21 protein-coding genes are annotated in these 24,859 nt (G+C 38.4%); 20 read left to right on the forward strand and 1 reads right to left on the reverse strand.

The genetic code is table 11. The annotated features are described in order from the left end of the window. The first annotated feature begins 105 nt into the window (after positions 1–105). Positions 106–675, forward strand: coding sequence for a Crp/Fnr family transcriptional regulator (locus tag QSE00_RS10070; protein WP_286105843.1), 570 nt, complete (start codon positions 106–108; stop codon positions 673–675). A 71-nt stretch (positions 676–746) separates the two neighbouring features. Beyond that, complete coding sequence (locus QSE00_RS10075) at positions 747–1,328, forward strand: hypothetical protein (protein WP_286105844.1); 582 nt, start codon at positions 747–749, stop codon at positions 1,326–1,328. Here the strand turns inward: QSE00_RS10075 and QSE00_RS10080 are convergent. Next, on the reverse strand, positions 1,325–1,954 hold the full coding sequence (locus QSE00_RS10080) for a TetR/AcrR family transcriptional regulator (RefSeq protein ID WP_286105845.1): 630 nt from the start codon (positions 1,952–1,954) through the stop codon (positions 1,325–1,327). The two genes, QSE00_RS10075 and QSE00_RS10080, sit on opposite strands and share 4 nt — an antisense overlap. Before the next feature lie 55 nt (positions 1,955–2,009). On the opposite strand from QSE00_RS10080, the gene QSE00_RS10085 reads away from it, so the two are divergent. From QSE00_RS10085 to QSE00_RS10170, 18 genes are all read left to right on the forward strand, one after another. Next, positions 2,010–2,867, forward strand: a complete 858-nt coding sequence (locus QSE00_RS10085) for an alpha/beta fold hydrolase (RefSeq protein ID WP_286105846.1) — start codon at positions 2,010–2,012, stop codon at positions 2,865–2,867. A gap of 373 nt (positions 2,868–3,240) precedes the next feature. Then, positions 3,241–4,860 (forward strand): M28 family metallopeptidase, encoded by a 1,620-nt coding sequence (locus QSE00_RS10090; protein WP_286105847.1) that lies wholly within the window; start codon positions 3,241–3,243, stop codon positions 4,858–4,860. Between the two features lie 57 nt (positions 4,861–4,917). Next, positions 4,918–5,781, forward strand: coding sequence for a helix-turn-helix transcriptional regulator (locus QSE00_RS10095; RefSeq protein WP_286105848.1), 864 nt, complete (start codon positions 4,918–4,920; stop codon positions 5,779–5,781). Positions 5,782–6,033: 252 nt separating this feature from the next. Then, positions 6,034–7,473 carry an alkyl/aryl-sulfatase gene (locus tag QSE00_RS10100; protein WP_286105849.1) on the forward strand — a complete coding sequence of 480 codons (1,440 nt, stop codon included), beginning with the start codon at positions 6,034–6,036 and terminating at the stop codon, positions 7,471–7,473. A 94-nt stretch (positions 7,474–7,567) separates the two neighbouring features. Next, positions 7,568–7,765, forward strand: a complete 198-nt coding sequence (locus tag QSE00_RS10105; RefSeq protein WP_286105850.1) for a hypothetical protein — start codon at positions 7,568–7,570, stop codon at positions 7,763–7,765. Between the two features lies 1 nt (position 7,766). Then, a complete protein-coding gene (locus tag QSE00_RS10110) occupies positions 7,767–8,390 on the forward strand; it encodes a ferric reductase-like transmembrane domain-containing protein (RefSeq protein WP_110357225.1) in 624 nt (207 codons plus the stop codon). A 3-nt stretch (positions 8,391–8,393) separates the two neighbouring features. Beyond that, positions 8,394–9,248, forward strand: a complete 855-nt coding sequence (locus QSE00_RS10115; RefSeq protein ID WP_286105851.1) for an SDR family oxidoreductase — start codon at positions 8,394–8,396, stop codon at positions 9,246–9,248. A gap of 10 nt (positions 9,249–9,258) precedes the next feature. After that, positions 9,259–9,987: an FAD-binding oxidoreductase gene (locus QSE00_RS10120; RefSeq protein WP_286105852.1), complete on the forward strand. Its 729-nt coding sequence runs from the start codon at positions 9,259–9,261 to the stop codon at positions 9,985–9,987. After that, complete coding sequence (egtB, locus tag QSE00_RS10125) at positions 9,987–11,138, forward strand: ergothioneine biosynthesis protein EgtB (RefSeq protein ID WP_286105853.1); 1,152 nt, start codon at positions 9,987–9,989, stop codon at positions 11,136–11,138. The genes QSE00_RS10120 and egtB overlap by 1 nt, the downstream gene beginning before the upstream one ends. Then, on the forward strand, positions 11,135–12,082 hold the full coding sequence (egtD, locus tag QSE00_RS10130; protein ID WP_286105854.1) for an L-histidine N(alpha)-methyltransferase: 948 nt from the start codon (positions 11,135–11,137) through the stop codon (positions 12,080–12,082). Before egtB ends, egtD begins: the two co-directional genes overlap by 4 nt. 193 nt (positions 12,083–12,275) lie before the next feature. Further along, entirely contained in the window at positions 12,276–13,115 is an 840-nt protein-coding gene (locus QSE00_RS10135) for a hypothetical protein (protein ID WP_286105855.1), read from the forward strand. 249 nt (positions 13,116–13,364) lie between these two features. Then, the gene (locus QSE00_RS10140) at positions 13,365–14,606 is read left to right on the forward strand and encodes an alpha/beta hydrolase family protein (RefSeq protein ID WP_286105856.1); all 1,242 of its coding nucleotides are present in this window, start codon (positions 13,365–13,367) and stop codon (positions 14,604–14,606) included. Between the two features lie 154 nt (positions 14,607–14,760). Then, positions 14,761–16,728, forward strand: coding sequence for a glycoside hydrolase family 97 protein (locus QSE00_RS10145; protein ID WP_286105857.1), 1,968 nt, complete (start codon positions 14,761–14,763; stop codon positions 16,726–16,728). Between the two features lie 496 nt (positions 16,729–17,224). Then, a complete protein-coding gene (locus QSE00_RS10150; RefSeq protein WP_286105858.1) occupies positions 17,225–17,560 on the forward strand; it encodes a n-acetylglutamate synthase in 336 nt (111 codons plus the stop codon). Positions 17,561–17,685: 125 nt separating this feature from the next. After that, a complete protein-coding gene (locus tag QSE00_RS10155) occupies positions 17,686–19,446 on the forward strand; it encodes a response regulator (protein ID WP_286105859.1) in 1,761 nt (586 codons plus the stop codon). Between the two features lie 349 nt (positions 19,447–19,795). After that, on the forward strand, positions 19,796–22,432 hold the full coding sequence (locus tag QSE00_RS10160; RefSeq protein WP_286105860.1) for an MGH1-like glycoside hydrolase domain-containing protein: 2,637 nt from the start codon (positions 19,796–19,798) through the stop codon (positions 22,430–22,432). 335 nt (positions 22,433–22,767) lie between these two features. Beyond that, positions 22,768–23,244 (forward strand): DUF3291 domain-containing protein, encoded by a 477-nt coding sequence (locus QSE00_RS10165; protein ID WP_286105861.1) that lies wholly within the window; start codon positions 22,768–22,770, stop codon positions 23,242–23,244. A 271-nt stretch (positions 23,245–23,515) separates the two neighbouring features. Continuing rightward, positions 23,516–24,799 carry an acetylxylan esterase gene (locus QSE00_RS10170; protein WP_286105862.1) on the forward strand — a complete coding sequence of 428 codons (1,284 nt, stop codon included), beginning with the start codon at positions 23,516–23,518 and terminating at the stop codon, positions 24,797–24,799. Positions 24,800–24,859 lie beyond the last annotated feature (60 nt).

Genomic DNA, 24,859 nt, shown 5'->3' on the forward strand with positions numbered 1-24,859 from the left:
GCTTCGTTTTTTAAATAATGCTAACTTACATCCTTATTATCCAAGCCTTAAAACCGCTTCAAATTAGATTATAACGGATTAGGCCGATTATTTTAACGCTTAGAGATGTACGACAAAATTGGTTCCATCATTAATTCCATAACCCCTATTCCTAATAGATCCTTAGCAAAAATCCAGGAATTGGCAGAATCTATTGATGTAAAAAAAGGAGTGCTAATTACCGCAGTTGGACAAAACAATAATCTGGAGTACTTTATCCTTGAGGGAATCTGCAAAAGTTTTCTTTATACCCCGGAAGGAGAGGATGTAACCATATCATTCTTTATGCCGGGTTCCATAATATCACCTAATACAACAAGACGTAAAGACGGAAAATCCATTATCAATATACGGGCGTTGACCGATGCCGTAATAGCCACTATTAATGCAGAAGAATTTGAAAAACTAATGGTGGAAGACCTTGAAATAAGACATTTCGGCAATACCGTATTGAGGAATGAACTAATGGGGAAGGTTCAAAAAGAAATAGCATTCGCTTCCCTTAAAGGCAAGGATAGGTTGCAGCTTCTGAGAGATACTTTTCCGAATATTGAAAACCTTGTACCCCATACCGACATAGCTTCCTATTTGGGGATAACCACAATTTCTTTAAGTAGATTAAGAACACAATCTTAACGCTTAACATTTGTTAATGGAATCTCCCTACGAAATGGCCACCTTTGATTTTTAATCAAAAAACATCCTTTATGACCATTTTAAATTCCCTGCTCTTCCAAACGTCCTCTGTAAGGAACATTTGTATTTCATTCGTTGCAAGTCACTTGGTCCTACTCCTGATGTGGCTATATACTTTGCCCGTAATCAATAATCAAATTGGAACCCAAGTCTTTGACCTCCAAACTTTTGGATATAATATTTCCGAAGCAGCATCCATTGTGGATACCTTGAATAATGAAACCAGGGCCCTTTACCTTTTTCCGCAATTGACCTTGTTGGATCTATTCTATCCTTTTCTATTGGCGCTATTTTTAAGCAGCCTTTTGTTTCGTCTTTTTATAATATCCAAAACTGCAAGTAAGCTAACATCCATACTATTGGTTGTTCCGTTCTTGGCGATGATCTTTGATTATGCAGAAAATATTTGTGTCATTTTAATGATTACGAAAACAATAGAGCTCACTGATGCCATCGTTTTTCTGTCAACTACCTTTACTGTTTTAAAAGGAGTACTGACTTCAATTGCCTGGATAGCCATTTTAATATATACTATCAAATGGTTTAGAGTTAAAATTCTTGGGCGCAACAATAAGCACATAACAACCCATTAACCAAAAAGCTCCGGTAATAGATTTTGAAATTCCCTTTTGCCGTGGGAAGTAAGAAACGGAAATAATATACTTAAGTAGGTATTCACATAATAATCTATTTGGTGGGCATCCAATTTATTGGCATAAAGCCGACTGGAATACAACCAAGTGTTACCGTAATTGATCATTCTTTCCGCTAAAAAATCATATTCCCTTTCATATGATGCCGCTCTCATCAAGTTTTTTTGTTGCAATTTTTCAAATAGCAAAAAACACCCACTTATCCTTTTTTTGTAAACCTCTTGGAAATGTCCCTTCACCCTATCACTTATCGAAAGAAGATTGTACAAATCCGTCCAAAAAAAAGTATAATCCAACATTCTCTTCATGCTGCGCTCCACATCATTTCTAAGCTGTTCAATGGAGATTTCCATATTCGGCAACACATCGATTCTTTGGTCAAATTCCAAAACCATTTCAAAATATAAGGCTTCAAAAATATCCTCCCGTTTTTTGAAATGATAATTTAAGTTTCCCGAACTCATATTCATTTTTAAAGCAATCATTCTTATTGTGACATCATGATAGCCATTTTCGTTAAATAAAGTCCTGGCGGCTTCCAATATCAATTTCTTTTTCTTACTCATTAGTAAACTTGTCCTAAAAATAAATTATTAGTAAATTTGTCCTAAAATTACGAAAATGAATTCGTTATATAAATCAGAAATAGGTCAAAAAGAGATTATAAATCTTTATGAACAAAAAATAAAGGATTTAGACATAGATTATAATTACAAAATTATTGATACTGAATTTGGAAAAACCAATATTATCGTCACAGGAGATGCATCAAAGCCACCGATAATGCTAATTCATGGTTCCAATGGCTGTGCTCCCATCGCTTTGGAAACCTATCCCAACCTACATAAAGATTTTCAAGTCTTTGCCGTAGACGTTCTTGCCCAACCAAATAAAAGTGCAGAAACTAGATTGAGTATGAAGGACCACAGTTATGGCATATGGATCAATAACATTATCAATCAGCTAAACCTAAATAATGTGACCATGGCCGGATTTTCCTTTGGGGGACTGATCATACTCAAAACATTGATCCAGAATGAAAAAAAGATCAAAGAGGTATTTTTATCGGCCCCTGCCTTCATAGTCAATGGAAACCCATTTGTTTTACTGCTGAAAGTATTTATTCCTATGAAACTTTATATAAGAACCCATAAGACCAAATACCTTGAAAAATTTTTAACAACCCTTTTTACTGAGCCAGATAATTTTGCTCTTAAATATTTGGCAAAAGTATTTATACATTTTAAAATGGATTTTACTCCTGTTCCTGTTATAAAGAAAGAAGAAGCCAAATTAATAAGTACTCCTATTACGCTAATTGCCGCAAAAAAGGACATTATGTTTCCAGGGGCGAAAATGCTAAAACGCGCCAAAAAGATTTTTCCCTCCTTACAAAGAGTAATTTTGTTGGAAAACTCCAAGCATGTTCAAAACAAAACCGATAATTATATCATTGAGAAAATGATATTGAAAAAGTAAAGTACTGCATTGATGTGTAAATACAGAGAGCTCCTATATTCCCAACATATTCAGGGGGCTATTGATATCTGTATGGATATTTTGTAAGCGGCATCATTGATCCCTATATTGTGCCATAACTCTTTTGACCCTGTCTTTTACAACATGGTAACACCCTATACCTTAGAACAAAAACGGAGACCGCATTAAGTTGTTAACTGGACATTTATTTTAAACCTGGCAAATAAGTATTAGCAAGTCCGTTAATTTTTATAATTTGGTATAATGTAAAAAAGCAGCTCTGTATTTACTTATTTGCCAGTCCACTGTCATTAGAGATGATATAAACTGCGTTCCATATACAAATCATCCATGCTTTACCAATATGTTATATATGAAAAATTACCTAAAATTTCTGGCTTTTATATTATTTACAAGTTGTGCAGATGACAAGAAAAATACTACCGATCCGGCGGAGGTAAACCTAACCACCTTAGGCAATCATATTGAACGTTTATCTTCTGATGCATTTCTCGGCAGAAAACCCTTTACCGAAGGGGAAGTAAAAACGGTTAACTATCTAAAAGAAGAATTTGAAAAGCTAGGGCTACTTCCCGGCAATGGAAATAGCTATTTTCAAAATGTGCCCATGGTTGAAATAACAGGAACTCCGTCCGAAAATATGGTGATTTCTGGCAAAAACGGAAAATTCCAATTGGATGTATTAAAGGATTTTGTGGCCACCACCAATAAGATCTCAACAAATGTAGGCCTAGACAACTCCGACCTTGTTTTTGCAGGCTATGGCATTGTTGCCCCAGAATATGGATGGAACGATTACGAAGGTATTGATTGGAAAGGTAAAACAGCCGTAGTTCTAATTAACGATCCTGGTTTTAAATCCGGAGATTCAACCTTGTTCAAAGGTAATGAAATGACCTATTATGGACGTTGGACCTACAAATATGAGGAAGCTGCCAGACAAGGTGCCGATGGACTTATAATTATCCATGATACCGAGCCGGCCTCCTACGGTTGGAATGTTATTGAATCTGGATGGACGGGCGCCAGATTGATCATCGAAAGCGATTTGCCTCTCTTGGATGTTGAGTCGTGGATAAGTGGTGACAGTGCAGAAAAAATGTTCGATGTTTCCACTATGAAAGGTCTTGACTATAAAACCCTTTCCAGTAATAAAGACTTCAAACCTATTCCGTTAGACTTAAAAGTTTCCGTTTCCATTCAAAACAAAATTAAAAAAGATGTATCCAAAAATGTAGTCGCACTTATACCCGGTACCGATAGGAAGGATGAAGTTATTATTTACTCTGCACACTGGGATCACTTTGGCGTTGGAAAAGCAATTGATGGGGATTCCATTTACAATGGTGCTGTCGACAATGCTTCCGGTACTGCTGGTCTGTTGGCCATAGCAGAAGCCTTCCAAAAGAGTAATCCCACGAACCGTTCCATTGCGTTCATAGCCCTTACTGGAGAAGAACAAGGTTTATTGGGTTCATCCTATTATGCGGAAAATCCCATTTTTGATCCGAAAAAAACAGTGGCAAATATAAATATTGATGCCCTAGATAGCCCGGGAAAAATGAAGGACCTAACCATTACAGGTTATGGGCATTCCGAAATGGATGAATATGCAAAAGCGGCAGCCATGGAACAGAACAGATACATTATTCCGGACCCGGAAGCTGAAAAAGGATATTTCTTTAGATCGGATCATTTTAATTTTGCAAAAATTGGTATCCCCGCTCTGTACGCAAGTGGCGCTTATGAAGGATTTGAAAAAAATATTGAGGAAATAAAGGCCTATAATGATTATTACCGTATCCATAAATACCATCAACCCTCGGATGAATACCATCCTGAAACAACCGAATTAAGTGGGATTCAATTGGATTTACAATTACTTTTTAAGGTTGGGTTAAAATTATCCAATGAAGATTATTTTCCCAAATGGTATGAGGGAAGTGAGTTTAAGGCGGCAAGGGAGCAATAATTACGGTACCCTACATCTTCATATTTAAAACCCAATCCACTCGTTAATTCAACCCTTTTGAACACTATTCCCAACATATCATTCGAGAGCGAAGAGAACGAAAAAGAATTCGAGTTCCTTCATTTATCCAAGTTGTTCGCCAAAATTAAGGGAGGTCTGGAACATAATCCCAACCTGCCACATAGAGTTAACTTTTTTGCCTTGTTAATTGTTTCGGATGGGGCAGGATATCATCAAATTGATTTAAAGGAATTTCCCTTAAAAAAAGGGACGGTATTAAAAATAGCCAAGGGTCAGGTTCATGCCTTTCAGGAAGATCCAGATTATGACGGATTTCTTATTTTATTTACAGAAGAATTTGTTCTGAATTATTTTTCCAAATCGTCCATTGAGTTTATTTCCCATCTGTATAATTATCATATTTCCAGACCACTAGTGCATGGGGGAAATTTAAATGAAGCCTTCATAGAGGAGATACTGCTTGAACTGGAGGCAGAAAACACCTACGCACAAAGGAACATTGTAGGCGCCATGCTAGAATTATACCTGCTACGATTGGAAAGATTTACACATTCTGCACAACTGCCAAAGCAGAACCACCAACATTATTCTATATTTCTTGATTTTAAAAATTTGGTGGAAAAACAATATACCCTGACCCGGAACGTAAAGGACTATGCAAAAATGCTACAGGTATCTACCAAACATTTAAACCTGATTGTTAAAGAATTTACCTTGAACACGGCCAAACATTTTATTGATGATTTTGTAACGCTCGAATCAAAAAGGGCCATAGCCAGTACAAGTGCTAGTTTAAAGGAAATAGGTTATGCCATGGGTTTTGACGAAGTGACCAATTTTACCAAATTTTTCAAAAAACATACTGGCACTACCCCCAAACAATTTAAGACTGAATTATAATGATCTGGTTCCTTGTCTTTGCCATTTTCACCCTAAGATTTGCTTACCTCCCAGCGTGATCCAGTAATATAAATTTTTGTCGACCAAAACTCACACTACTCCAAAAACAACCCTACCCCTATTCTATTTATGGAACTGATAAAGTATTGGTTTCACATTTACCATTTTTATCAAATCATTCACCTTTCCCAAAATTTCTATTAATGCGAATTTTGTAAGGAATTAAACAAGTCTTCAAATAAATCTATTGATATGAACAAATTGAAAAATCGAATAGCGGTTACATATTCCTTTAAAACAATCAGAAACCATGTAATTATTAAAGGGGCTTTGCTTATTTTGGGAATTATTTTGATGCAGGCATGTCATAATTCGCCAAATCAAAATACATCACAAGTGCAGGATCAAGAACATCCGAATATCACCAAATTAAAGAATCAGAGTGCCGAATTTATTCCAGAAATCATCAAATTAAACGACAAGGTTTATGTGGCCGTGGGATATGATGGTTCCAACGCCTCCATGGTTATTGGAGATCAAGGGGTAGTGATAATCGATGCACTACGTGCCTTGGGTGCTGCAGAGAAGGTAGCGCAAGAATTCCGGAATATCACAGATAAACCTGTGAAAGCCTTAATTTATACGCATGGCCATCTGGATCATACTGGAGGTACATCAGCTTTTATCGGCCATAACAAGGACGTAAAAATCATTGCAAGAGAAGGGTTTAAGGATGAATTACAGGAGCGCTCACCGGTAGAGCCCATTTTAAAACAGCGAAACATTCGTCAGTTTGGTCGCGATTTACCCGCTAAAGATATCATTAACAGAGGTGTTGCTGCAGGTATAACACCTACTGATAGGGCTGGGAAAGGATATATTGCACCTAACCTTACATTTCAGGACTCCATAACCCTTAAGCTTGCCGGCGTAGATATTCAACTGCATGCCGCTGATGGGGAAACAAATGACGAGCTCTTCGTTTGGATTCCCGACCTTAACACATTATTTACTGGTGATAATTACTATAAATCATTTCCAAACCTTTATGCCATTCGGGGATCCCAATATAGGGATGTAAAATCATGGGGCGAATCTATTCAAAAAATGAGCACCTACCCAGTGGAATACCTTGTACCCGGGCATACACGTCCTATCTCAGGAAAAGTACTTGTCCATGACAATCTCAAAAACTACGCTACGGCAATCCTTAGCGTCTATCAACAAACCATAGATGCCATGAACAAGAGCTATACCCTTCAGCAAACCGTTGACAGCGTTAAATTGGCCGATTCATTGATAAATCAACCCAACTTACAAGAGTTTTATGGTTCGGTGCCATGGGGTGTTAGATCTATATTTCTACACTATGTTGGCTGGTTCGATGGCAACCCTACCAACCTTAATCCCCTATCCTCATCACAAGAGGCCAAACGTATGGCCGAACTGGCTGGTGGAGAAGACAAATTGTTTCAACAGTTGAGTGCTGCTGTCCAAAAAAGTGATTACCAGTGGGGATTGGAATTGGCCGACTATCTACTTCAAACAGACTATGATAGGGTAAAAGTCACAAAAATAAAAATAGGGCTATTAAGGAGTCTGGCGGCACAACAAATCAATGCTCCCGCAAGAAACTATTACCTATCCTATTCTTATGAATTGGAGAAGAGTTTGGAAGCTAGCAGTATGTAAAAGCATTCTTTGTGTATGCTCAATCATCAATATTAACAATACATTGACCTATTAAAATCGCCAAATCAATGGCTATTTAGTAAAAAAAACAACGATGAGTCAAGTTGCCGATTGCCCAAGCTGTGGGGGCAAATCCAAAGTAAAGGAAATACATGGCCAGATCACCTATGTAGCCATTCAAGATGACGTACTCTTTAAAAAAGTATCTCAACTTAAAAAAGCCATGGAAAAATTTAAGGAAAAAGCCGAATCCTTGGAAAAGGAATTGGAAGTTTTAACGACAAACAAATAGAATGAATTTTATAAAACGAAACTACGGATGGATGATTGTAGCCGTTTTGGCCATCTTGCCCCTATTTATCATTTTTGGTATGTTTAATATCGAATTTTCCAATGGGTTGTCCATTAGCTTGATTGAAGGTGCTGGAAGTGAAGGAAGATCCACTTTGGAAATGTTGTATCATATTTCCGGTGAATTTGCAATACGTTGGATGACAGCTGTTCTTACTTGTACCCCCTTCTTTATACTATTTGGGGTCAATAACCTTTTTGTACGCCAAGCCATGGGTATAGCTACAGCGGTATGGAGCATCCTACACTTCATCATTTTTGTATGGGGCGAAGGTCTTTTGGAAACATTTACCCAAGCCAACTACATTGCTGGCTTTATAGCGGTACTTATATTGCTACCATTGTTGTATACATCCAATAGAAAATCCATGAAAAGATTAAAGGCGAAGTGGAAAAAATTGCAAAGTTTGGCGTATGTTGCCATAATTCTGAGTTTACTTCATGTAGCTCTTTTAGATAAAACCTGGCTGATCTATGCGGTAATTGTTGGCTTGGGATTTATTATAAGAATAACCCCTATTAAAGAAAGCATTATGGCATATCGATTACAAATTAAAAAAATATAACTCATGAAAATTGCAGTAACATCCGTTAGCGGACACCTTGGGGCTTCAATAGCAAAGGCACTGATTCAGGAAATTGGCAGGGACAATGTAATAGGCATTGCACGTACGCCAGAAAAGGCCAAGCACTTGGGCGTGGAAGTTAGAAAAGGCGATTACAATAGTCGTGAAGATTTTGATGTTGCCTTAAAAGGAGTTGATAAAGTGTTATTGGTTTCGGGAATGGACCAACCCCAAAAAAGAATTCAGCAACACCGAAATGTGATAGAGGCGGCGAGGCTAAATGGAGTACAAAAAATTGTATACACCAGTATTGTAGGCGATGAAGAAAATACAGCCTTCAGTCCGGTGGTAAAAAGCAATCGCCAAACGGAAGAAGATGTGCGCAACTCGGGTTTACAATGGATTATTGGCAGAAATGGCATCTATATTGAACCAGACCTGGAATACATCGATACCTATGTAGAGGAAGGTGGGATTACCAATTGCGCAGGAGACGGAAAATGCGCTTATACCAGTCGTGAAGAATTGGGTTTTGCCTACGCACAACTACTTTTAAATGAGGAGCTAAACGGACAAACCTTAAATCTAGTTGGAGAAGCCATTACCCAAACCCAATTGGCGGAATATATCAATCAGGTGTATAAAACCAATTTAAAATATGCCACTGTTTCCGTTGAAGACTATAAAAAAGAACGCCAGGCTGCCTTGGGTGAATTTCTAGGGACTATCATATCCGGTATTTATGAAGGAATTGCGAATGGTGCCAACGAAGTAGTTTCCGATTTTGAAAAAGCGGCCGGAAGGCCACATAAATCCCCTCTAGCCATGATAGGGAATTACCATAAAAAGCATTCATAAAAACAGAGGTATGAGTTTTATTGAAACTATTTTAAAATCCGTCGTATTAAATGAAGCTGTAATCACCGAAAAAGTGAAACTTTCAGAGGCTGCTTTTAAAATTCGTCTAGAAAATGAAAACATAGGCAAAACCAATTTTATACCAGGCTCTTTCCTGCGTATGGGATTGGGTATAGGCAGGGATGAATTGTCATTGAAAGACAAAATGAGAAGCTATAGCATTTGGGATATCGATAAGGACAAGTCGTATATGGATGTGGCCATTGCCATCCACAGCAATGGTATTGGCAGTCAATGGATAAAGGAATGCCATGTAGGTGAAAAGGTTTATTTTAAAACCAAAAAAGGCAACTTTTTGGCAGATGTCTCTGCCGATAGCTACATGATGGTAGGCGACCTCTCTGCACTATCGCACCTTTATATGATTCGTCGAAATATTGGCAAGGACAAACAGGTGGAAAGCATTTTGTACAGCCAAGATAAACAAGAACTGTTTCCTGATGTTGACGGTACCCTACCATTCGATTTTTACGGATTGCCAAAAAATCCTTCCGAAGATATTATTGCGATGATAAGAGAAAAAGTCTCTACATTTAAGGGAAAAAAAATGGCATACATAGCAGGTGATAGTAGAATTTGTGTGACCTTAAATCATTTTTTTAGACAAGAACTGAATTGGGAAACCAAGCAAGTTAAAACCAAACCTTTCTGGAATCCAGATAAAAAAGGACTTGAATAATGCATATATTGGACCAGTACAAAGAAGTTCGAGCTTATACAGAATTCATCTGCAAGCCTCTCAAAACAGAAGATTATGTGGTGCAGGTTGCCGAATTTGCTAGCCCGGCAAAATGGCAATTGGCACATAGTAGTTGGTTTTTTGAAACCTTTATCCTACTGCCCCACCTCTTGGATTATAGGCCTTTTAATAAAGATTTTGCCTACCTGTTCAACAGTTATTACAACAATGCAGGAGACAGGGTTTTAAGGGCAAAACGCGGTAATCTCACCAGACCTACCACAGAAGAAGTGTATGCCTATAGACAATATGTGGATACGGCTATGGGGCAATTGTTGCATCAAAAGCTGGATGCCAAGGTCGTTCAGTTGATCACTTTGGGATTGCACCACGAGCAGCAGCATCAGGAATTATTACTGAGCGATATCAAATATATGTTTGGACAAAATCCATTGTTTCCTGTTTATGATGCCGACACTAGTTTATTGGGCCAAGAAAGCAATACCGAATCAGGAAATATAAAAATTCCGGAAGGGGTCTACACCATAGGATATCAAGGAGATGGTTTTTGTTTTGACAATGAATTGGGAGTACACAAGGTGTACTTACACGATTTTGAAATTCAAAAAGGTCTGGTTACCAATGGCGAATACCTGAAGTTTATTGAAGCTGGTGGCTATAGTGATTTTAATTTGTGGCTGGATGAAGGCTGGTCCTGGTTACAGCAAAACCGAGTTTCAATGCCATTGTATTGGCATCTAATGGATGGCCAATGGATGCATTACACCTTAAAGGGGTTTCAGAAAATAAACGAAAATGATATTTTAAATCACATCAGTTTTTATGAAGCCATGGCTTTTGCCGAATGGAAAGGCATGCGATTACCTACAGAATTTGAGTGGGAAATAGCTTCGGACAGACTTAATTGGGGGCAGCGTTGGGAATGGACCAACAGTGCATATTTACCGTACCCGGGTTTTAAAAAGGCCGATGGTGCCATTGGGGAGTACAATGGCAAATTTATGATCAACCAAATGGTGCTAAGAGGCGCCTCTATGGCTACCTCTCCAAAACATAGCAGACCCACTTATCGTAATTTTTTTCATCCAGATGCCCAATGGCAGTTTACTGGTATACGCTTAGCTAAATGAACAAACAATTCGCCAACGATGTTAAAGAGGGTCTAAGTAAAACCCCGAAAAGCCTGTCCTCAAAATATTTTTATGACGAAAAAGGTTCTGCCCTTTTTTCTAAAATAATGAAATTGCCCGAGTACTATTTGACCGATGCAGAGTTTGAAATTTTTCAAAAGAAAGCTCCTGAAATCATAAAACTTTTAGGCATAACAAGTCAAAAAAGTTTTGACCTTATCGAACTTGGGGCTGGCGATGGGTATAAAACCATTGAATTACTTAAAGCATTGGATACCCTTAATTTTCAGTACAAGTACAGCCCGATCGATATTTCAGCCAAAGCACTGCACCAAATAGAGGAAAATATCCATCAACAGTTTCCAAATAAAAAAGTAGACCCCAAACTGGGGGATTATTTTCATATCCTTCATGAATTAAAGTCCTCTCCCCTACCCAAAATAGTACTGTTCCTTGGCTCCAATATTGGAAATATGGAAAATGTGGAAGCCAATGCCTTCCTAAGCCACCTTAGTGAAAACTTATCCAAAGACGATAAAATTATACTTGGGGCAGATTTAAAGAAAAGCAAGGACATAGTGCTTCCTGCATACAATGATAGTCAGGGCCTGACCAGTGCCTTTAACCTAAATTTATTAAGCAGGATAAACACTGAACTGGATGCTGATTTCAATACCGAATTATTTGTACATACCCCTATGTACGACGAACAGGAGGGAGTAGCCAAAAGTGCCATCAAAAGTACCGTGAATCAAGAGGTGGAAATTAAAGTGTTGGATATGAAAGTTGCATTTAAAAAAGAGGAACAGATCCACACCGAAATTTCGCGAAAATACGATGACATTAGCATTCAAAATATCTGCCTGGATACGGGTCTGAAAATTGTTGGTAAGATAACGGATTCGAAAAACTATTTTGCGGATTACATTATTGAGAAACAATAATTCGGAAAAAATGGTCTTGATGGATTGGGGATGTAGGGTATGACCAATCATTGCTGCCAAAAGGCAATATTAAGACCATACCTCTTAACAGGGATTAAAGGTCAAATTGGAAACTGCTTTGAAAATTAACAGCAGTTTTAGGCCTTTATCTTCAGTAAAAAACGTAAATTGAAAGTAATAAAGTTTACGGAAAATGGTTTTAAGGATAGGCGTTATTATAGCAATAACCTTATTTACTAGCAGTAGTAAAGACTTGGATTACAGTAAATTGCAAGGAGGAAATTTCAATTTGGAAAAAGACCTGTTGTTGGTTCAATTTGATTGCAAAACCGATGTAGACGACCTACATACCCTAGCGGCATTTGCAACACTTATGAGAGACCCCGCTTTTTCAAAAATAAACTACCATACCGTTGCAGGCACCTATGGTATTCAGGACGGTTTATACGTGCCGCCCAATCCATTGTTCCAGTTGGCATTTAATGACAATTGGACGGATGCACATGAAAATATAGGCCCCTCGGTTGAAAAAGTAATGACCATAATAACTTCAACCCTACTAAATGAAGGCGATGTATGGATAGCTGAAGCCGGACAATCAGATTTTACAGCGCTAATAATAAAATCCATTCAAGCCGATCTACCTGAAATTAACACTTCGGAAAATATTCATGTGGTTCAACATTCGGATTGGAATGAAAAGGGTACCACTCCGGAGGATTTGGAATTTGTAAAGAAAAATACGGATTATCATAAAATACCCGACGGAAATGTTGTTGGCAACGGGACGCCTGGTTTCCGCTCAGCAGAATATACCACTTGGAAAGACAAAATAACCAATCCCCAATTATTGGAGGTTTGGGAACGCGCTATAGAAATCTCAAATAAGTACAACGGTACAGATGGGCGCTACAACAATCAGGCTATCGCGCAAGGTGGTATGGACTTTTCCGACCTCTCTGAAGTTTGTTGGATTTTGGGAATCAATGATATTAAGGATACGGAACATTTTTTTAATATCTATTCCAATTAAAAAATCCGCCAATCCTTAAGTAAATAATTTTGTAGAAAAGTCTAATTGAAAGTCACTGGTCTTTTGACTTTTGAAAACAACATCTACCTAATTTAATATTTATAAATTGGGCCAAGGAAATTAATGGTCTCTGTACCGATATTATCGGTTTGCATTTTAAAGTTCCCCGTCACTCTATTACTTAACTTTTACAAGTTTATAAAGTAAATAAATATGAGATTTTTCGGATTTTTAGTAATTGTCGGCTTCATGGCAACATTACAGGGGCAGTCTTTTAAAGGTAATATTAGTCATGGAAAAACAAGCTTTAATTATCAAATAGCACTTGCGCCGATTGAAGGTAAAACAAGGGCATTTTTTTCAAGTATGGAAATGAATGCTTTTGAAATACCCTGTCAAAACACAACTTATGACAAAGACTCCCTAAATTTTTATGTGATCAGTGATTATTATACCTATGAATACAAGTTCTTGCCGTACAATCGGAGCTTCAAAGGACAGTTAAAGGTTTATTCCAATGAAACAGAAAAATTATTAAACACTTTTGAGACCGAGCTGACCCCTGCTAATTTAAAGGAATCGGACCTAATTGAAAAACAGGAATTAATCTTTGTTTCCAATACCCTGAAGCTTCATGGGACCTTATGGAAGCCTAAAAATCCGATAAAAAAGGGTTTGTTTTACGTGACTTCCTCTCAAGGAAATGACCGAAGTGGCTCCAATGCTGAAGCACAATACTTTGCGGATTTAGGGTACACAGTTTTTAATTATGATAAACGTGGAACTGGCAAATCTGAAGGAGATTGGCAATCCGCAACCATTGAAGAACTTTGTACCGATGATATCAATGCCTTGGAATTCTTCTCCAAAATATCCTCACTGCCTTTATCGGTTATTGGCATTAAAGGAAGCAGTCAGGGAGGTATAAAGATACCTTATATCTTGTCTAAAGTGCCCGATTTGGGTTTTGGGATTTCCATCAGCTGTCCAAGTGGAACCCTTATGGAAAGCGATTTGAACCATTGGAGAAATTTGAACTACGATCTGTTGGGAAAAGCTAATATTGATCGGGCTCTAAATGTTCAAAAAGCAGGGTATGATTATCTCGCAGGCAATATTTCATACGAATCATTGCTTACGATAAAAAATGAAAACGGCAAGGAAGATTGGCTTAAGCATATATGGATTCCTGAGGAGGGTGTACAAAAGGATTATAAGTTGAATTTTAGTGGACTACCGTATTTTGAGAAAATAACACAGCCCATATTGGTGATTCAAGGATTATCGGATGAAATAATTCCCATGGATAGTTACAAAACCATCGAAAAAGTTATTAGTAAATCCAATTCAAATAATTATAAGGTCATTACTCTAAAAAACACATCACATTCTATGACATCCGTTAATAATGAATTTCCTTATTTTCAATTATTGACACCGGAGTATTTAACAGTAATTACCAATTGGCTCAAAGCAATCGAAGCTAAATAATTACTCCAAACAGCAATTGCTAAAATAATGGCCACATTTCTGCTAAAATAAATGTCCTTTAAATATTGAAAATTAATAGCTAAACCCTGTTCTTTGTCCAGAACACCCCGGTGTAAAATATAACCCAAAAGCATTGGAAAAATCTTCTGGAATTATGATGTTAAGAGCACTTTTTTTACTTGGCATATTTTTAGTGGTTCAGCAAACGTATGCACAAAATTATGAAATCACTTCCCCTGACAAAAAGATACAACTCAAAGTTAAGGCTGATGGTGGAATATTCTGGTCTGCTTCCCTAAACGGGCATGTAATTATCAAGGAAGCCAAAATAGCTATGGATTTTTCCTCTGGGGAAGATTTCGGTGTAAATTCCAAGGTAAAGCACCATTCCATAAATGAATTTTCTTCAATGATATATCCCACGATCCCGCATAAGGATGCCGAAATTAAGGATGAATATGTTCAATTGTCCCTTACTTTTAGGGAACAATTTCAGCTTAAATTTAGAGCCTACAACGATGGTGTTGCCTATCAATTTATCGAAATGGGCAAGAGGGGGAAAAATGTAATATCAGAACAGGCAAGGATCACTTTTCCGGAAGGAACAAAAGCCATTTTTCCCCAAGAAGACAGTATGTATTCACACAATGAACGTTCCTATTTGAACAAATTCGTAACAGACATAGAAGCGAATGAATTTTGCAGTTTGCCTGTCGTTTTTACTACGGACAAGGCGAAGGTATTATTGACAGAAACAGCCCTTCATGATTATCCCGGAATGTTTGTGGGAGGGAACGGGAATACCACCGTAGATGCTATTTTTCCAAAATTTGTTCTGGAGGCAGTAGATGATAAAGAACAACCAGACCGCAATCAATCCATTACAAAGGAAGCAGATTATATAGCTAAAGTATCTGGTAACAGGGAATATCCATGGAGGGTTTTTATGATGAGCAATGACGACCGTACCTTTGTAGAGAGCAACTTATCCTATCAACTATCCAGCCCGCAAGCAATTAAGAATACGGCATGGATCAAACCAGGTAAAGTGGCATGGGATTGGTATAATGCCAGTAATATTTATGGGGTAGATTTTAAATCAGGGTTAAACACGGCTACCTACAAATACTATATCGATTTTGCCTCTGCCAACAATATAGATTATATAATTTTGGATGAAGGATGGACAAAGTCGACCACAGAAATCCTCGATTTCAATCCTGATATAAATGTAGCTGAATTAATTGGGTATGGAAAAGAAAAAGGAGTGGATATTATTCTTTGGACGCTATGGAAACCCCTCCGGGACAACCTAATCGAAATCCTTGAAACCTACAAAAGTTGGGGTGCCAAAGGAATTAAGATCGATTTTATTCAACGCAGTGACCAATATGTAGTGAACTCATATGAGGAAATAGCAAAAGAATGTGCTAGGCTGGAATTGTTGGTTGATTTTCACGGTTCGTTCAAACCTTCGGGCTTAAGACGTAAATATCCCAATGTTATTAACTATGAAGGTGTAAAGGGCAATGAAAACAACAAATGGAGCAAAGATGTTACCCCCGAGCACAATGTGACCATTCCCTTTATTCGAATGGCCGCAGGACCAATGGACTATACTCCTGGAGCTATGAGCAATAGACAAAAGGCCAATTTTGGCATTAGCGGCAAGCGACCAATGAGTATGGGGACACGGGCTCATCAAGTAGCCATGTATGTGGTTTATGAGGCTCCCTTACAAATGCTTTGCGAATCCCCATCAAGGTATTATCAAGAACAGGAGACCGTGGACTTTATCACACAAATTCCAACTATATGGGACGAAACCATTGTACTTCATGGTGCAATAGGCGATTATATTGCAGTAGCCAGAAGAAAGGGCGACAAATGGTTTATTGGAGCTATGACCGATTGGACTTCCAGGGAATTACAATTGGATCTCTTATTCTTAAAGGAGGGAAACTTTAATATGAAGGTGTTTAGGGATGGTATAAACGCGGACCGCTATGCGGAAGACTACAAGATAGATACGATGGAAGTAAACCGAAAATCCAAAGTCACAGCTAAAATGTCCCCTGGTGGAGGTTGGTCGGCCATCATCACAATTCCCAGTAGACAATGATATTAAGCACAATAGCCTTACATTGCTATATGACCGTTGACTTTAGTCACTAAAAAATGAACCTGTCGAAATCTCAGTTTTAGTGTTGGTATTGCTTATAGGTATGTGCAGTCCGAAAAACTCACATCATCCAATTTGCGTAATTTAGATTACAGAAAACAAGGCGGGAAGGGAATCTATAGTGGATGCGTGTATACGGAATAAGGAAAATGGTTTGCCCCACATCAAAATCAACGCACAGCCATCAAATTTCAATAAAATTTATAAAAAACCGTATATATGGCATGCTAATGGGAATGGATAAAGAGTTGTTGAATAATTGGTATAAGAAAGGATCAATGAATTTAATGCCCCACCCTTCCGTTAATTCAAATTTTGAAGGTGCCTATATGTATTAACCAAGGAGGAGTGATTCATCCGAAAATCTTTAAGGGCACATTATTTAGTAAACAGTAGTTCTAACCTGATATCCAAAAAATGTAATCCGCACTACCCCATGAATTATAACAATAAAAAATTTAGAACCGTAGTCAACTCCGAAAACGGGGAAACCAATAAGGAAACTATTTTTGAATACCGACAAAAAGGGAATATTTTGACTTCGGAATATCGGGGTGGCCATATTGTTGAAGGACATTTGATAGGTTTGGTAGACCCGGCCGGCAATATAAATATGAGTTATCATCAAATAAACGGTAAAGGCGAACTAATGACAGGGGTCTGCCATTCGAGACCAGAGATTTTATCCAACGGAAAAATTAGACTTCACGAAAAATGGCAATGGACAAGTGGTAATAATTCCACCGGAAAATCTGTTATTGAAGAGATATAAGCGTATATACTTCTGGGGTAGAGGACTGTATAATCAGAAAGACTATGACACACTACCAATTGCTTATCAAAATTAGACATGTAGGAATTTACTTGTAATAATTAAAGGGAAAAGTCGTTTTAAAAATGAACATCCCCTTGCACTGTATCCAAGGTGTTTTAAGCTGGGGAATATATAATATTGAACGAAGATTACAATCAATGGATGAATTCTCTTTAAGACGGGTAAAACTGGTCTATCGCATATCAATACTTACAACCCTATTATCTGTAATTTGGTTTTTTATTGCCAGAGGTTTGGATATGGCAGACCTGAGCAATTATATTGCTGCTACCATCCCATTTTTTATTATTTCCGCGTTATTATCCAAAAAAGGCATGCTTACACTTGCCCGCTTTATCTACCTCTTGGTCTTCAATATTAGTGTTGCACTCACTGCCTCCTTTATAGGAAAAGCCGGTAGTGTAGAGTTTATTTTGATGTTTGCCCTGGCCTTACCGTTTGTAACGTTTTCCTATAGGCGGGAAAGGCTCTATATCGTTATTTTTTCAGTACTTCCCATGCTGCTTTGGTTACTTCTTTATGCCACGAATTTTGATCTGTTTACCCAGGCCCATTTGGATGCAGAACTGGCCGGTAAATATGTTTACCCCATCTCCATTGCCACTACCATTATACTGGTAACCTATCAAATAATTTATTTCTCCCACATAAATGCCCAATATTCTTCCAGTATCCATAACCAACGCGAGGAAGCCATTGAGGAATCCAATGCCAAATCCAGATTTTTGAGCATGATGAGCCATGAGATAAGGACACCACTAAACGCAATCACCGGCCTCTCGCACATATTGGGGGATTCCAATCCCAGAAAAGATCAGGAACAAAATATAGAAGCACTGAATTATTCCGGGAAAATTTTACTGAATCTACTTAACAATGTTTTGGACTTCAGTAAAATGGAATCCACAAAAATTACCTTGGATCCAATTCCTACCAATATCATCTTGGCCGTAAAACAGATAAAAAAAATACACGAACCCAGTTGCTTGCGAAAAGGTATTACGCTACAATTGGAAATTGACAAGGACCTACCCATAGTTCAGTTGGATATTGTGCGCTTTAATCAAGTAATAAACAACCTAGTTTCAAACGCCATCAAGTTTACCGATGAAGGAAGCGTAACCCTGAAGATCTCAAAGCTGAACCAGACCAAGAACACTGTTCTTCTGCGTACAGAAATAACGGATACGGGAATAGGTATTGCCGAGGATCAACAGGAAAAGGTATGGCAAGCGTTTAGCCAGGCATCTTCCAGCACAAATCGTTTATATGGCGGAACGGGTCTAGGGTTACCTATTGTAAAAAGTATAGTGGAAGCCATGGATTCCCAGGTAAAAATTCTTAGCAAGCCGGGGCTGGGCAGTAGCTTTAGTTTCGATTTGTCATTAAAATTGGCCTCAAACGAGGAACTGGAACAAACCACCCAAAGAAAGGAACATAATTTAAAGGGAAAAAGAATCCTGTTGGTGGAAGACAACCAGATCAACGTTATGGTGGGCAGACAAATTTTGGAAAAGGCCAACCTCTTGGTAGATGTGGCATATGACGGACAAGAAGCCGTAAACAAAGTTCTGGAGAACAATTACGATGCCTTATTAATGGATATACAAATGCCGATAATGGACGGATATTCCGCCTCCAAGGAAATAAGAAAATTTAATGCGGATATTCCCATTTTGGCCCTATCTGCCTCTGTATTTATGGAAGTTAAGAGCAAAATTATAGAAAGCGGAATGAACGGTTTCATTTTCAAACCTTTTGAGCCCGAAGACCTTCTGGATAAGATTGAAGAAGCAATACAAAATGAAATCCCAATAACTTAACTATATGAATCCATTAATGAAATGCTTATTTCACACGGCTTTATATACCACAAAAATTCGCTATAGTCCCATATCTAAGTAAGACCACATAGCTTAGCTGATAAGGAAAATACAATATCACTTCCTTAATTTGTGTCGTTTTTTTTGGAGGATAGTAAAATAAATATCGATAAAAATAACAATTAGGTAATATTACAAAGTAAAATTACCACCTGAATTAATTAGCCTTATTTTTGCCATCGTACCAGTATGAAAAAATAGTTATTCAGACAGTAAGGTCAACTATAGGACATTCGGGTTTTTAATAGTTATGGATTAATTCTACTGTATATACCTAAACAATAACTCAATGGCACATTTTACCCCGAAAATTGCTGAGGAAGAAAGACTGGCCGTTCCCGACACCTACAAGAATTGGAAAAAATGGGGCCCCTATTTGGCGGAAAGACAATGGGGAACCGTTCGGGAAGATTACAGTGAGCACGGAAATGCCTGGGATTTTATAGGACATGAAAAGGCGCGTAGCAATGCCTATAGATGGGGAGAAGAAGGTATAGGTGGCTTTTGTGACTCAAGGGAGATTTTATGTCTGGCTCCGGCCTTTTGGAACGGCAAAGATGATATTTTAAAGGAACGCCTGTTCGGACTTACCAACAATCAGGGGAATCACGGCGAAGATGTTAAGGAACTCTATTTTCATCAGGTATCCACACCCACACATTCCTACAGCAAATACCTTTATAAGTATCCACATAAGAAATTTCCATATAGCGACCTGATTAAAAACAATATTCGGAGCCGAGAGGAAACGGAATATGAACTACTGGATACCAATATATTTGGGAAAAATGCATATTTCGATTGTTATATAGAATACGCCAAAGCCGATATAGAGGATATTCTAATGAAAATCACCATTGTCAACAGAGGCCGTAGGAAGGCTGAGATTCATGTACTCCCACACCTATGGTTCAGAAATTTCTGGAAGCACAACAAGCGGTTTAAACGACCAAGTATAAAATCTATTGCAGACAATTGTCTGCAAGCTAGAAGTATAAGGAATGGCAGGCATTACCTTTATCACGAATATGGAGAACAACTCTTCTGTGAAAACGAGACCAACAATAGGCGTGTTTATAATGTACCCAATGAGGTGGAATATGTGAAAGATGGTATAAATGATCATGTAGTAAATGGCAAGCGTACAGTAAATCCCGAAAAGAACGGTTCCAAATCGGCCATCTGGCATAAGTTTAAATTAAAGGCCGGTGAAGAAAAGATTATACGGGTACGTCTTAGTAAAAGAAAATTACAGGATCCTTGGGCAAATTTTGATACTATTTTTGAGGAAAGAATAAAGGAATGTGAGGAATTCTATGATACCAAACTAAATAAAAACTTGCCAAAAACCCACCAAAAGATAGCCAAAAGTGCCTTCTCAGGGTTGTTGTGGACCAAGCAGTTCTATTACTACGATGTCTTTAAGTGGCTATTTGGAGGACCAGGTGAACCAAAACCAAACAGGGCCAATGCCAGGAATTTTAGTTGGCAACACCTTACCAATCGGCATGTAATATCCATGCCCGACAAGTGGGAGTATCCATGGTACGCAGCTTGGGACCTTGCCTTTCATATGGTTTCCTTTGCTGAGATAGACCCCTATTTTGCCAAGGAACAATTACTCCTGGTACTGCGCGAAAGCTATATGCACCCCAACGGGCAAATACCGGCCTACGAGTGGAATTTTAGTGATGTTAACCCCCCCGTACATTCCTGGGCGGTTTGGAACGTGTATGAAAAGGACAAACAACAAAACGGTATGGGCGATACCAAATTTTTGGAAAATGCCTTTCAAAAACTACTTATTAATTTTACTTGGTGGGTAAACCAAAAGGACAAACACGGTACCGATCTCTTTGAAGGTGGTTTTTTGGGGCTGGATAACATAGGTGTATTCGACCGTAATCATATGCCCCAAGGGGTGAGTAGAATGCAACAGGCCGATGCCACCAGTTGGATGGCCATGTTTACTGTGAATATGTTGCGTATGTCTTTGGAACTTGCCAAAACCAATAAGGTCTATGAGGAGTCTGCCGCCAAATTTTTTAGGCATTTTTTGAATATTGCCTGGGCCATGCACCATATTGGGAAAAAAGACATTTCTCTTTGGGATGATGGGGACGATTTTTATTATGACGTGGTTGAGCTCTCCAATGGTGAAACCAGTAGGTTGAAAGTCCGATCGCTGGTAGGTATAATTCCCTTATTTGCGGTAGAGATAATACATAAGGACCTCTTTGAACAATTGAAGGAATTTAAAATTCGGGCGGCCGAAATAGTAAGGACACGACCAGATCTGGCTTCCCTGATCTCCAACATTGAAGAGGCCAATAAGGATGGGAATTACTTGTTTTCGATCATGAGGGCCTATAGATTGGAAAAGCTCCTCACCCGGCTCTTGGACGAAGATGAATTTCTGTCAGACTTTGGTATTCGTTCACTTTCAAAATACCATAAAGAGCATCCATTTGTATTTCAACATAATGGTCATTATACCATACATTACGAACCTGGTGAGAGTCGCTCCAATATGTTCGGGGGCAATTCCAACTGGAGGGGCCCCATCTGGATGCCGTTGAATTATATGATCATTCAATCCTTGCGAAAGTACTATACCTTTTATGGGCCAACCTATCAGTATGAATTCCCAACAGGATCTGGTATAAAGCTCAACTTAAAGGAGATTGCCAACGAGCTTACCAAGAGATTGGTAAAACTTTTTGAACATAATTCCGAAGGTAAATTCCAATATCATGCCGATGATCCCAATAAACTTTTCTCAACAGATGAGCACTTTAGGAACCAACATCTTTTTTATGAGTTTTTTGACGGCGATAATGGCAAGGGACTAGGAGCCTCCCATCAAACGGGATGGACGGCATTGATTGCCAATCTCATCATGGAAATGGAAGAATCCAAATCCTAAACCTGTTATTTTTTTTGGTCGTAAAAATCCAAAATTCCATAATGCCAATCGGCATTTGGACTATGGCATTAGTTTAACAAAAGGTATTAAACCTCAGGGCAAGTCTGACTTTGTCGGCAGACCCTGAACCCAATAATAGGAATAGACCCTAGGGTCGAGGTATTGAACCTAGATCCCGCCGAAAATGGCGGGATTAGTTCAACTTGCAATTTTAAGTGCGTCTTACTTACTTCTCAAAATTGAGTTTCACTAATAGATGTTTAGACTTATATTTTTTGGTAATTTTAATACTTCAAAAGTTAAGGTCCTTTAAATATTAACCAATTAAATTAAACATGAGCCATAATGATTATCACCTAGCCCAATTCAATATCATTAAACTCAAAGATCATCTCGATTCTCCCATAGTGAAGGAGTTCAAGGATTTTTTGGGGCCAGTGAATCAGTTGGCTGAGGAAAGTCCTGGTTTTGTTTGGAGACTTAAGGACGAGAGTTCTTACGGAGCCACCGACCTGGAAACTCCTTACCAGGATGAATTGATTTTTATTAATATGTCCGTATGGCTCAATTACGAATATTTAAAAACCTATACCTATCAAACGGTGCATAGTTATTTTTTAAAGAGCAGAAAAAAATGGTCCTCTGAAATAGAAGGCCATACAGCGGTAATGTGGTATTTGGAAGCAGGTAAGCTTCCATCAGTACATGAGGCAAAATCAAAATTGGATTTCCTAAATCAGTTTGGTTCCTCCGAAATTGCTTTCAGTATGACTGATATATATAATTTTGACGGAACCAAACTGGATAGGTGAAAATTTTATATTAGGATACAGCATAGAAGTAGTCTTCCAGTGTAGCCAACCAACCTCCTTTTCTTTCCTTGAATTAACAGAACCTATTGCAATTTTACCATAAACAAATATTTGATTTTTCGGGACCCTGTATAGCGTGACTAAAATTCCACTTAATTTATTATCTTTCTACGGTGGTTGGGAATCAGTACCCATTTCTTCCACATAAATTTAGGCATACTTCCAAGGTATCGCTGTAATGTTGAATAAAAACCAAACCAAAAGATTGAAAATGAAAAACTTTACTTCGTTTGCGTGCTTCCTCCTTTTTAGCACTTTTTTAATTGCACAACCCCGTCAACAACTAGTAGAGGTCATTGTAAGTCCAAACCATGCCAATTGGACCTACTCCCTAGGTGAACAAGCGGAGTTTACCATTTCCGTTTTTAAAAACAATGTAGCCCTGGACGATATAGAGATTAAGTACAAGGTTCAACCAGACCCTGGGTACCGCACCCTAAAGGTTTGGGATGAGGGAACACGCACCCTTCGAAACACATCCACTAAAATCAAGGCCAAAAAATTTACCGAACCTGGATTTCTCCGTTGTACAGCAACTGTTGAAGTAGATGGGAAGGAGTATTCGTCCTATACCACGGTAGGTTTTGAACCTGACAAAATTCGGCCCACCACCACCTTACCCAAAGATTTTGAAGCGTTTTGGAATAAAGGCAAGGAAGAATTGAACCAAGTACCTATGAACCCAGTACTGACTTTGATGCCAGAACGCTGCACAGACAAGGTAGATGTATACCATGTGCAATTGGACAATATAACAGGGAAAATCTATGGTATTCTAACCAAACCAAAAAAAGCAGGGAAATACCCAGCCATCCTTCACGTGCCCGGTGCAGGAATCCGCCCTTACTATGGGGAAATTGACGAAGCTGCGGAAGGTTTTATCTCTTTTACCATTGGTATCCACGGCATTCCTGTAAACTTGGATAAAAGCGTTTATGACAACCTTAGAAGTGGGGCGCTCAACGGTTACCAGACCTTTAATTTGGATGATCGGGATAATGCCTACTACCGCCGTGTTTATCTCGGTTGTGTTAGGGCTGTCGATTTTATAGAAAGTGTAGACGGTTTTAATGGTGAAGATATTGCGGTTACCGGTGGTAGTCAAGGCGGTGCACTTTCCATTGTGACCGCAGGCTTGGATGATAGAATTGATTATTTGGCAGCCTTTTTCCCTGCCCTATCCGATATGACGGGATTTTTACACGGGCGTGCTGGAGGTTGGCCCCAAATTTTCGTAGACGATTTCACCAACAAACCGGAAAAAATAGAAGTTTCCAAATATTATGATGTCGTAAATTTTGCCCGTTTTGTAAAAGTACCGGGCTGGTACAGTTGGGGCTATAATGACAATGTATGTCCGCCTGCCTCTACATATTCCGCCTTTAATGTATTAACGGCCCCAAAGGAGCTTCATCTTTTTCAAAAGACCCAGCATTGGACCTACCCAGAACAACAGGAGTTGAAAAAAGAATGGCTTTACACTAAGCTCAAGTAATCGGATAGATGGGACGCCAAGGATTTAACGAGGTCCTTCCCATATTTAATGGAACCAAAC

The sequence above is a fragment of the Arenibacter flavimaris genome, from assembly GCF_030291335.1.
Taxonomy (GTDB): domain Bacteria; phylum Bacteroidota; class Bacteroidia; order Flavobacteriales; family Flavobacteriaceae; genus Arenibacter.